The following is an 11,336-nucleotide window of genomic DNA, read 5'->3' as shown; positions in this document are numbered from 1 at the left end:
GTTGTGTCACGCAGGTACATATTATCACTCGAGGCAGTACTCAGGCCGCAAGTCAATGTCGTCCCGGTCGTATGTAAAAGTATGTGAATAGGGCGGGCGAAAGCGGCTAACAAAGAGGCAGCGCGAAGGATAATGTGTATAATGCGGCCCTATTAATTCATCATCTATCACAGAGGAACATGTATGGGTGGTATCAGTATTTGGCAGTTGTTGATTGTTGCCGTTATCGTCGTACTGCTGTTCGGCACCAAAAAACTCGGTTCCATTGGTTCCGATCTTGGCGCGTCTATCAAAGGCTTTAAAAAGGCCATGAGCGATGATGATGCCAAACAGGATAAAACCAGTCAGGACGCTGATTTTACCGCTAAATCTATCGCGGATAAGCAAGGCGAAGCGAAAAAGGAAGACGCTAAAAGCCAACATAAAGAGCAGGTATAATCCGTGTTTGATATCGGTTTTAGCGAACTGCTGTTAGTGTTCGTTATCGGCCTCATTGTGTTGGGGCCGCAACGATTGCCAGTAGCGGTAAAAACGGTAGCGGGCTGGATTCGCGCGTTGCGGTCCCTTGCGACAACGGTTCAGAATGAACTGACTCAGGAACTGAAACTTCAGGAGTTCCAGGACAGTCTGAAAAAAGTCGAAAAGGCGAGCCTGGAAAATCTGACTCCCGAACTGAAAGCATCTATGGATGAACTGCGTCAGGCGGCGGAGTCGATGAAACGCACCTACAGCGCTAACGATCCCGAACAAGCGAGCGATGAAGCGCATACCATCCATAATCCGGTGGTAAAAGGGAACGAAACGCAGCATGAGGGCGTCACCCCTGCCGCCGCTGAAACACAGGCGAGCGCGCCGGAACAAAAGCCGGAGCCCGTTAAAGCTAACGTGCCTGAGTCGACGGAAACCGCTTCCGTAGCCACGATAGACGCCGAGAAGAAATCCGCTGCGCCTGTTGTCGAATCTTCCCCCTCGTCGAGTGATAAACCGTAAACATGGCTGTAGAAGATACTCAACCGCTTATCACGCATCTGATCGAGTTGCGTAAGCGCCTGCTAAACTGCATCGTCGCAGTACTTCTGATTTTTCTGGCGTTAATTTATTTCGCCAATGATATTTATCATTTAGTCGCCGCACCGCTGATTAAACAGATGCCGCAAGGGGCGACAATGATTGCGACGGATGTGGCGTCGCCGTTTTTTACGCCTATCAAACTCACCTTCATGGTGTCTTTGATCTTATCCGCGCCTGTCATTTTGTACCAGGTTTGGGCCTTTATCGCCCCGGCGCTGTATAAGCATGAGCGTCGTCTGGTCGTACCGCTGCTGGTATCCAGCTCGCTGCTTTTCTACATTGGTATGGCCTTCGCCTATTTTGTCGTATTCCCTTTGGCCTTTGGTTTCCTGACGCATACGGCGCCGGAAGGGGTACAGGTTTCGACAGATATCGCCAGCTATCTTAGCTTTGTTATGGCGCTTTTTATGGCCTTTGGCGTAGCCTTTGAAGTGCCGGTGGCGATTGTGTTGCTGTGCTGGATGGGCATCACCACGCCAGAAGATTTGCGTAAAAAACGGCCTTATATCTTGGTCGGGGCATTCATTGTGGGAATGCTGCTTACGCCGCCAGATGTTTTCTCGCAAACGTTGCTGGCGATACCGATGTACTGCCTGTTTGAAATTGGCGTTTTCTGCTCACGCTTTTATGTCGGTAAGCGACGGACGCGCGACGAAGATAACGAGGCCGAAACCGAAAAGGCCGAGCACACTGAAGACTAAACACAACCGCCCGCCAGGGCGGTTGTCATATGGGGGCAAGCATGTTTGATATTGGCGTTAATTTAACCAGTAGCCAGTTTGCAAAAGATCGTGATGATGTGGTCGCCCGTGCGTTTGCGGCGGGAGTAAAAGGTATGCTACTGACCGGAACGAACATCCATGAAAGTCAGCAGGCATTAAAACTGGCGCGGCGCTACCCCCATTGTTGGTCGACGGCTGGCGTCCATCCCCATGACAGTAGTCAGTGGTCACCCGCGTCTGAAGACGCCATTATTGCGCTGGCGAACCAGCCGGAAGTCGTCGCTATCGGTGAGTGCGGGCTGGATTTCAATCGCAATTTTTCCACGCCGCAGGAGCAGGAGCGTGCCTTTCAGGCGCAGCTACAAATTGCCGCCGAATTGCAGATGCCAATCTTTATGCACTGCCGGGACGCGCATGAGCGATTTCTGGCATTGCTTGATCCCTGGCTGGATAGTCTTCCTGGTGCAATACTGCACTGCTTTACCGGTTCACGCCAGCAAATGCAGGCCTGTGTGGACAGAGGGCTCTATATCGGTATTACCGGGTGGGTTTGCGACGAACGACGCGGGCTTGAGCTACGTGAACTCTTACCGTTTATTCCAGCGGAAAAGCTACTGATAGAAACCGACGCGCCGTATCTGTTGCCCCGCGATCTTACGCCGAAACCAACGTCACGACGCAACGAGCCCGCGTATCTGCCTCACATCCTGGAGCGCATAGCGCTATGGCGTGGTGAAGATCCGCAATGGTTAGCGGCGATGACAGATGCCAACGCCAGAACCTTATTTGAGGTTGTATTCTGAATGATCGCTAAATCTTGCGAAAACCGGTGTTTTTTACGCTCTGCTTCACTTCTTTATTGAGTAAATTAAGCAGTAACATCGAACGCGTTTCGCCATCCGGTTCGGTAAAAATCGCTTTCAGCCCTTCAAATGCGCCTTCCGTGATGATGACGCTATCGCCGGGATAGGGGGTTTCAGGATCGACAACGCCTTCGGGCTTGTAGATAGAAAGCTGATGAATAACGCTGGAAGGCACGATCGCAGGATGCGCGCCAAAGCGCACAAAATGGCTGACGCCGCGCGTGGCGTTGATTGTAGTGGTATGTATCACTTCCGGATCAAATTCAACGAACAGATAATTAGGAAAGAGCGGTTCGCTGACGGAGGTACGTTTTCCGCGTACCATTTTTTCCAGGGTGATCATCGGTGTCAGGCAACTTACCGCTTGTCTTTCGAGGTGTTCCTGAGCACGCTGAAGTTGCCCGCGTTTGCAGTACAGTAAATACCAGGATTGCATAATGACTCTTATCCGCTTGTTCGGGGCGCAAGCATAGCAAAAGCCATGCGCGAAGTTAATTATACACTTCATCCTTTAAGCCGTATCTGGATTAGCGTTGGTTGCCAGAGTTCACGCTAATTTAACAAAAATACAGCATCCCGATGATGAACGCCGTATAATGATGCGCTTACCAAGAGGCTACAATGGACGCCATGAAATATCACGATTTACGCGACTTCCTGACGCTACTTGAGCAGCAGGGGGAACTAAAACGCATCACGCTACCTGTGGATCCTCATCTGGAAATCACGGAAATCGCTGACCGCACGCTGCGTGCCGGTGGACCGGCGTTGCTGTTTGAAAATCCTAAAGGTTACGCCATGCCGGTGCTGTGCAACCTTTTTGGCACGCCAAAACGCGTGGCGATGGGCATGGGGCAGGATGATGTTTCCGCATTACGGGAAGTGGGTAAATTATTAGCGTTTCTGAAAGAACCTGAGCCGCCGAAAGGCTTTCGCGATCTGTTTGACAAGCTGCCGCAGTTTAAGCAAGTGCTGAATATGCCGACGAAACGGTTACGCGGCGCGCCTTGCCAGCAGAAAATCGCGTCTGGCGATGATGTCGATTTAACGCGTCTTCCTGTCATGACCTGTTGGCCGGACGACGCCGCGCCGTTGATTACCTGGGGACTGACGGTAACGCGTGGCCCGCACAAAGAACGGCAAAACCTGGGCATTTATCGTCAGCAGTTGATAGGTAAAAATAAGCTGATTATGCGCTGGCTGTCTCACCGCGGCGGCGCGCTGGATTTTCAGGAGTGGTTAGCCGCGCGTCCGGGTGAACGTTTCCCGGTCTCCGTCGCATTGGGCGCCGATCCGGCGACGATACTTGGCGCCGTGACTCCAGTTCCCGATACTCTGTCGGAGTATGCCTTTGCGGGCCTGCTGCGCGGCACGAAAACTGAAGTGGTTAAATGTCTTTCTAACGATCTGGAAGTGCCTGCCAGCGCCGAGATTATCCTTGAAGGTTACATTGAGCCGGGAGAGATGGCGCCGGAAGGGCCGTATGGCGATCATACGGGCTATTATAATGAAGTGGATAACTTTCCGGTCTTTACCGTCACGCATATTACGCAGCGTGAGGATGCCATCTATCACTCCACCTATACCGGGCGTCCGCCCGATGAGCCTGCGGTATTAGGGGTGGCGCTCAATGAAGTCTTCGTGCCTATTCTGCAAAAACAGTTTCCGGAAATCGTCGACTTTTATCTGCCGCCGGAAGGGTGTTCTTACCGCCTGGCGGTAGTGACGATGAAAAAGCAGTACGCTGGTCATGCGAAACGCGTCATGATGGGCGTCTGGTCGTTTTTGCGCCAGTTTATGTATACGAAATTTGTTATCGTTTGCGATGATGACGTTAACGCACGCGACTGGAATGATGTGATCTGGGCGATTACCACCCGTATGGACCCTGCGCGGGATACGGTGCTGGTTGAAAATACGCCGATTGACTACCTGGATTTTGCCTCGCCGGTCTCCGGGCTGGGTTCAAAAATGGGGCTGGATGCCACAAACAAATGGCCGGGCGAAACCCAACGCGAGTGGGGTCGTCCTATTGTTAAAGATCCTGAAGTTACCGCGCGTATTGATGCGATTTGGGATGAGCTGGCTATCTTTAAATAACTGAAAGCGGACATCGACATTTCAGGCTGCGGCGACTCGGCTTGAAAAATGTCGGTATTGACCCGACACCCGACAGAGGGAGCGCATGACAACCTTAAGCTGTAAAGTGACCTCGGTAGAAGCTATCACCGATACCGTATATCGGGTTCGTTTAGTGCCGGACGCGGCGTTTTCATTCCGCGCTGGTCAGTATTTGATGGTCGTAATGGACGAGCGTGACAAACGCCCGTTTTCGATGGCCTCAACGCCGGACGAGAAAGGGTTTATTGAATTACACATTGGCGCCTCCGAGCTCAATCTGTATGCGATGGCGGTCATGGATCGAATTCTGAAAGACCGGGAAATCGTCGTCGATATTCCGCATGGCGACGCCTGGCTACGTGACGATGAAGAGCGTCCGTTGATTCTGATCGCGGGCGGTACGGGCTTTTCTTATGTGCGCTCCATCCTGTTGACGGCGTTAGCGCGCAACCCGAACCGCGATGTTACCATTTACTGGGGTGGTCGCGAAGAAAAGCACCTCTATGATCTCTCTGAGCTGGAAGCACTCTCTGTTAACCATCCGAATTTGCGTATTGAACCTGTTGTCGAGCAGCCGGAAGAAGGCTGGCGTGGACGTACAGGAACGGTACTTACGGCGGTATTGCAGGATTATGGTACGCTGGCGGGGCACGATATTTATATTGCCGGACGTTTTGAGATGGCGAAAATCGCCCGCGATCTGTTCTGTCATGAGCGTAACGCGCGGGAAGATCGTCTGTTTGGCGATGCGTTCGCATTTATTTAACTATTTTATGGGACGCAGTAGCGTCCCTTTTTACGTTAGCCTACCTAAAAGTCCTCTTAAATATTAATTAATCGTCAACTATAAAACGTTATGATATTGAATATCTACAGGCTTTGTATTGCGTGTAATAAATTAAGTAATATTATGTCCTGAGACTATCAATAAAAATAGTTAATTATATATGCTTCATTTATTTTTATAAAAGAAACATAAAATGGAAAGTTATTTATTTATAAGATGGAGAGTGTTATGAAATTTAAATATGCTTTAACTTCTCTCGCATTATCTGTTGCAATTTTGTCATCAGTACCTTCTACTGCTTTCGCCATCGGCGGCGCCAGCGGCGCTAAAGTGGACTATCAGGTCCAGGGAAAAATTGGCGAAGTTGTTATGAACCCCTATGATATCGCGCCGCTAACCGCCGTTATTCGTAATGGCGGTTACCAGTTACGTGACGTGCATGTACGGATTGTACCCAAAGAAAATGGCCAGGAGATCGCGTATAAAGTTAATAATAAATACCTTTTAACGTATGGCGGTATTCCCGTCTTTGGTCTTTACCCGGATTATGTCAATACCGTTGAAGTTGAATATACAAGGATCCAGGGTAGTAAAACCGAAAATGTAAAAGAAAGCTATAAAATGTATGCGCCGCCTGCCTATATTGAATCAGCGGGTACAAAAGAAGAACAATCAGCACTCTTTACTATCGATGTTAAAAAGGTTTCCCCAGAATTTAAAGATCGCTTGTATCTTTTGAATAATACGAAAGATAAGTCTGGGAATGGAACGCGTACTGTCTGGAACAACCCTACTGGGGGTGCATTAGAATGGAACTTCACTACAGCTAACGCTATTATCGACACCTCCGGTGATATTCGTTGGTTTATGAATCCAAGTTCAATTTATGATTTAAAGTCAATTTATCGTGCTGGCGTTATGATGGGCTTTAAACAAAACCAGGATGGCGCACTATCGTGGGGCTACGGTCAGCGTTATGTGAAATACGATATCATGGGGCGTGAAATCTTTAACCGCCGTCTGCCGGATAATTATAACGATTTTTCACACTCAATGGATAACGCGGCCAACGGTCACTACTTCCTGCGTGTAGCCAGCTCTAACTATAAACGCCCTGATGGGAAAAATGTTCGTACCGTGCGTGATGTGATTGCCGAAGTTGATCAGAACGGCGTGGTAGTGGATGAATGGCGTCTGTTTGATATCCTCGATCCTTATCGTGATGTGATAATGAAAACCCTCGATCAGGGCGCTGTGTGCCTGAATATCGACGCCAGCCAGTCCGGCCATACGTTGAGCGAAGAAGATCTGGCGGCGCTGGACTCCTCCGACAAATTCGGGGATATCGTGGGTAGTGGGGCTGGCCGCAACTGGGCGCATGTCAACAGCGTCGACTATGACAGTGAAGATGATTCCATCATCATCAGCTCCCGCCACCAGAGTGCGATTATCAAAATCGGCCGCGATAAGAAAGTGAAGTGGATACTGGGTACGCCTGCTGGCTGGAAAGCGCCATTTAATGCCGCAATTCTGACGCCAGTGGATAGCAAAGGCCAAAAAATTGCTTGCCAGGACAGTGGCTGCGAGGGTGACTTCGACTGGACATGGACGCAACATACGGCCTTTAAAATTGATAGTAAGAGTAAAGGCGATATCTTATACCTTTCCGCTTTCGACAATGGCGATGGCCGCGGCTTAGAACAGCCTGCTATGCAGAGTATGAAATACAGCCGCTCCGTGATTTACAAAATCGACCAGAAAAACAAGACAGTCCAACAGATCTGGCAATACGGTAAAGAGCGCGGGAACGAGTGGTTTAGCCCGGTAACCTCTATCACCGAGTACCAGACTGACAAGAATTCTGTGTTCGTGTATTCCGCAACAGCAGGTGGTGCGTTTGATTTGTCGGTAGGCGCATTTACCAGCTTGCCTAATCCGTATCTGGAAGAGTTCAAATGGGGAGAAAAAGAGCCTGCGGTCGAAATGCAAATACATGGTGCGCGTGGATATCAGGCTATGCCATTTAGCCTGACCAAAGCGCTTACTGAGTAGAACGGGCCATACGGTGAAAAAACCCGCCCCTGACGGGCGGGAAAAACGGCAACTAAACTGTTTCCCGTCATAATTCGCGCAGCCTCTTTGTTGGCTGCCTTTGCTCATCCCGGGCACATAGTTATCTATGTGCCCGGGGATTCGCTCAGTTGCCGCTGCGCTGCAATGCGAGTTATTTAGGGGATATTATCTTTGATTAAACCCGCTCAAACACTGTGGCGATGCCCTGACCCAGACCAATACACATCGTCGCCAGACCAAACTGCGCGTCTTTGCGCTCCATCAGGTTGATAAGCGTGGTGCTGATACGTGCTCCGGAGCAGCCGAGCGGATGACCAAGCGCGATCGCGCCGCCGTTGAGGTTGAGCTTCTCGTCTATCTGCTCCATCAATCCCAGATCCTTAATGCATGGCAGGATCTGTGCGGCAAACGCTTCGTTCATCTCAAACACATCGATATCGCTGGCTGACAGTCCCGCTTTTTTCAACGCCAGTTTTGACGCCGGAACCGGCCCGTAACCCATAATTGACGGATCACAACCCACCACTGCCATTGAGCGAATACGGGCGCGAGGTTTCAGGCCCAGCTCACGGGCACGACTTTCGCTCATTACCAGCATGGCGGCTGCGCCATCGGAAAGCGCGGATGAGGTGCCCGCCGTGACCGTGCCACTAACCGGATCAAATGCCGGACGCAGCGTTGATAGCGCTTCGACCGTGGTTTCCGGGCGGATCACTTCATCGTAGTTAAACTGCTTCAACACGCCGTCTGCATCATGACCGCCAGTCGGGATAATCTCCGTTTTGAATGCGCCAGACTGCGTGGCGGCCCAGGCGCGAGCATGAGAACGCGCGGCGAACTGGTCCTGCATTTCCCGGCTAATGCCGTGCAGGCGGGAGAGCATTTCCGCCGTTAGCCCCATCATCCCTGCCGCTTTGGCGACGTTGCGACTCAGACCCGGGTGAAAATCCACGCCGTGACTCATCGGCACGTGCCCCATATGCTCCACGCCGCCAACCAGACAAACCTGCGCATCGCCGGTCATGATCATTCGCGCTGCATCGTGTAACGCCTGCATCGAGGAACCACACAGACGGTTGACGGTGACCGCCGGTACCGAATGGGGAATTTCTGCCAGCAGCGCGGCGTTACGGGCAATGTTGAAGCCTTGCTCCAGCGTTTGTTGTACGCAGCCCCAGTAAATATCATCGAGGGTCGCCGCTGTAAGCGACGGATTACGCGCCAGCAGGCTACGCATTAAGTGGGCGGAGAGATCTTCTGCCCGCACGTTGCGAAACGCGCCGCCCTTCGAACGGCCCATCGGGGTGCGAATAGCATCGACAATGACAACCTGTTCCATTGTGACTCCTTAAGCCGTTTTCAGAGAACCAACCGGACGGGCTGGTTCAACCGGGGGATAATACGGTTCGTTATGGCGCGCTTTATTACGCAGCCCTTCCGGCACTTCATACAGCGGGCCGAGGTGTTGATACTGCTGCGCCATATCAAGATATTTCGCGCTGCCCTGTGTATCCAGCCAGCGGAATGCGCCGCCGTGGAATGGAGGGAAGCCCAGGCCGTAGACCAGCGCCATATCGGCTTCCGCCGGGCTTGCGATAATGCCTTCTTCCAGACAGCGAACCACTTCGTTAATCATCGGGATCATCATACGGGCGATTATCTCGTCGTCGCTGAAGTCGCGTTTCGGCTGGCTGACGCTTGCCAGCAGGTCATCCACCGCGGCATCTTCTTCTTTCTTCGGCTTACCCTTGCTGTCTTCTTTATAGCGCCAGAAGCCCAGACCGTTTTTTTGCCCAAAACGGCTGGCGTCAAACAATGCGTCGATCGCGTCGCGATACTCTTTCTGCATCCGTTGCGGGAAGCCTGCCGCCATTACCGCCTGCGCGTGGTGGGCGGTATCAATACCCACCACGTCGAGCAGATAGGCCGGGCCCATCGGCCAGCCGAACTGTTTTTCCATCACTTTATCGACTTTGCGGAAATCCGCGCCGTCGCGCAGCAGTTGACTGAAACCGGCGAAATAGGGGAACAGCACGCGGTTAACAAAGAAGCCGGGGCAGTCGTTGACTACAATCGGTGTCTTGCCCATTTTGCTGGCCCAGGCGACGACTTTGGCAATGGTTTCGTCTGAACTCTTCTCGCCGCGAATGATTTCAACCAGCGGCATCCGGTGTACCGGGTTGAAGAAGTGCATTCCGCAAAAGTTTTCCGGACGTTCCAGGGCGCTTGCCAGTTCGCCAATTGGGATGGTGGAGGTATTTGAGGCCAGCACGGTTTCCGGGCGCACTTTCTGCTCGGTTTCCGCCAGTACCGCTTTTTTGACTTTCGGATTTTCGACTACCGCTTCGACAACAACATCTACGCGATCGAAACCGGCATAATCGAGAGTCGGGTGGATGGTCGAAATGACGCCCGCCAGCTTCAGACCGTCGATCTTGCCGCGCTCCAGCTGTTTGTTCAGCAGCTTGGCCGCTTCGGTCATGCCGAGGTTCAACGATTTATCGTTGATATCTTTCATGATGACCGGTACGCCTTTCCAGGCCGACTGGTAAGCGATACCGCCGCCCATAATGCCCGCGCCCAGTACGGCTGCCTGTTTCGGCGTCTCAATATCTTTGGTCAGCTTTTTGGCTTTACCTTTTACATATTGATCGTTGAGGAAGATACCGACCAGCGCACGAGCCTCATTGGTATGCGCCAGCGGAACAAAGCTTTTATTTTCCAGATTCAACGCTTCTTCACGACCAAAACGCGCGGCGGCTTCAATGGTTTTCACTGCGGTCATCGGCGCCGGATAATGTTTACCCGCCGTTTGTGCGACCATGCCTTTAGCGATGGTAAAGCTCATCGCCGCTTCAATCTTACTGAGTTTCAACGGTTCCAGTTTCGGCTGGCGTTTAGCTCTCCAGTCGAGATCGCCGGTAATGGCCTGGCGTAACACCGCTATCGCGCCTTCAATTAGCTTCTCTTGTTTGACCACGCCGTCCACAAGGCCGATTTTCAGCGCGTGCTCAGCACCGACATCTTTACCTGCCGCGATAATCTCCAGCGCGCTGTCTGCGCCCAGCATACGCGGCAGACGAACGGAGCCGCCGAAACCCGGCATGATGCCCAGTTTAGTTTCCGGCAGACCGATACGGAGGTCTGGCGTCGCCAGACGGTAATCGGTGGCCAGCACGCATTCGCACCCGCCGCCCAACGCATAGCCGTTTACGGCGGCAAGGGTCGGTACGGGTAAATCTTCCAGACGGTTAAAGACGCTATTAGCGAAATGCAGCCATTGGCTTAACTGCTCTTCGGGGACGAGGAACAGTGAAAGAAATTCGGTGATGTCCGCGCCGACAATAAAGGCCGCTTTATTAGAGCGCAGCAGCAGCCCTTTTAAATCGTGTTGCTTTTCCAGCACCTCAAGCGCCTGGCCGAGGCTGGCGACGGTTGCGGTGTCGAGTTTATTGACCGAGCCTGGAGCATCGAACACCAGTTCGGCGATGCCATCTTCCAGCCAGTCGAGGTACAGGGTGTCGCCTTTATAAAGCATGTCAATCTCCTGAATCCACAAGGTGATCTGGTCGTACCAGATGAAGCGAAGTGTGTATTTTGTGTTAATAAAATGCAAATAAATGATTAAAGAAATGCCGATGTGATCACGCTCGGCAGAGATCACGCTCTCGTGGGGCGATGTGCTAAGATGCGGAAACT

10 protein-coding genes are annotated in these 11,336 nt (G+C 51.9%); 7 read left to right on the top strand and 3 right to left on the bottom strand.

Annotated elements, in window-relative coordinates; genetic code table 11:
* Nucleotides 1–183 precede the first annotated feature (183 nt).
* From tatA to tatD, 4 genes are read left to right on the top strand one after another with little or no spacing between them, the layout of a single operon-like run.
* Entirely contained in the window at nucleotides 184–438 is a 255-nt protein-coding gene (gene tatA, locus ACFK9X_RS22505; protein WP_151117794.1) for a Sec-independent protein translocase subunit TatA, read from the top strand.
* 3 nt (nucleotides 439–441) lie between these two features.
* Nucleotides 442–990: a Sec-independent protein translocase protein TatB gene (gene tatB, locus ACFK9X_RS22500; RefSeq protein WP_000459612.1), complete on the top strand. Its 549-nt coding sequence runs from the start codon at nucleotides 442–444 to the stop codon at nucleotides 988–990.
* A 2-nt stretch (nucleotides 991–992) separates the two neighbouring features.
* A complete protein-coding gene (gene tatC / locus ACFK9X_RS22495) occupies nucleotides 993–1,772 on the top strand; it encodes a Sec-independent protein translocase subunit TatC (protein WP_000257554.1) in 780 nt (259 codons plus the stop codon).
* A gap of 41 nt (nucleotides 1,773–1,813) precedes the next feature.
* Complete coding sequence (tatD, locus tag ACFK9X_RS22490) at nucleotides 1,814–2,596, top strand: 3'-5' ssDNA/RNA exonuclease TatD (protein WP_000459637.1); 783 nt, start codon at nucleotides 1,814–1,816, stop codon at nucleotides 2,594–2,596.
* A gap of 7 nt (nucleotides 2,597–2,603) precedes the next feature.
* On the opposite strand, the gene rfaH is transcribed toward tatD, so the two are convergent.
* Nucleotides 2,604–3,092 carry a transcription/translation regulatory transformer protein RfaH gene (rfaH, locus tag ACFK9X_RS22485; protein WP_001192410.1) on the bottom strand — a complete coding sequence of 163 codons (489 nt, stop codon included), beginning with the start codon at nucleotides 3,090–3,092 and terminating at the stop codon, nucleotides 2,604–2,606.
* Between the two features lie 185 nt (nucleotides 3,093–3,277).
* Between rfaH and ubiD the strand changes: the two genes are divergently transcribed.
* The 3 genes from ubiD (at nucleotide 3,278) to ACFK9X_RS22470 (ending at nucleotide 7,616) form a co-directional block, all read left to right on the top strand.
* Nucleotides 3,278–4,756, top strand: coding sequence for a 4-hydroxy-3-polyprenylbenzoate decarboxylase (gene ubiD / locus ACFK9X_RS22480; RefSeq protein ID WP_000339760.1), 1,479 nt, complete (start codon nucleotides 3,278–3,280; stop codon nucleotides 4,754–4,756).
* Nucleotides 4,757–4,841: 85 nt separating this feature from the next.
* The gene (gene fre, locus ACFK9X_RS22475; RefSeq protein WP_000209832.1) at nucleotides 4,842–5,543 is read left to right on the top strand and encodes an NAD(P)H-flavin reductase; all 702 of its coding nucleotides are present in this window, start codon (nucleotides 4,842–4,844) and stop codon (nucleotides 5,541–5,543) included.
* Nucleotides 5,544–5,792: 249 nt separating this feature from the next.
* On the top strand, nucleotides 5,793–7,616 hold the full coding sequence (locus tag ACFK9X_RS22470; RefSeq protein WP_000669901.1) for an aryl-sulfate sulfotransferase: 1,824 nt from the start codon (nucleotides 5,793–5,795) through the stop codon (nucleotides 7,614–7,616).
* 196 nt (nucleotides 7,617–7,812) lie between these two features.
* Here the strand turns inward: ACFK9X_RS22470 and fadA are convergent, their stop codons facing one another.
* Both fadA and fadB read right to left on the bottom strand, forming a co-directional pair.
* A complete protein-coding gene (gene fadA, locus ACFK9X_RS22465) occupies nucleotides 7,813–8,976 on the bottom strand; it encodes an acetyl-CoA C-acyltransferase FadA (RefSeq protein WP_151117791.1) in 1,164 nt (387 codons plus the stop codon).
* Nucleotides 8,977–8,985: 9 nt separating this feature from the next.
* Nucleotides 8,986–11,175: a fatty acid oxidation complex subunit alpha FadB gene (fadB, locus tag ACFK9X_RS22460; RefSeq protein WP_000966001.1), complete on the bottom strand. Its 2,190-nt coding sequence runs from the start codon at nucleotides 11,173–11,175 to the stop codon at nucleotides 8,986–8,988.
* Between the last annotated feature and the right edge of the window lie 161 nt (nucleotides 11,176–11,336).

The sequence above is a fragment of the Salmonella sp. WC3 genome (genome assembly GCF_042932255.1).
Taxonomy (GTDB): Bacteria; Pseudomonadota; Gammaproteobacteria; order Enterobacterales; family Enterobacteriaceae; genus Salmonella; species Salmonella enterica.
The sequence above is the reverse complement of the archived record's forward strand: the minus strand, read 5'-3'. Positions and strand labels throughout refer to the sequence as shown.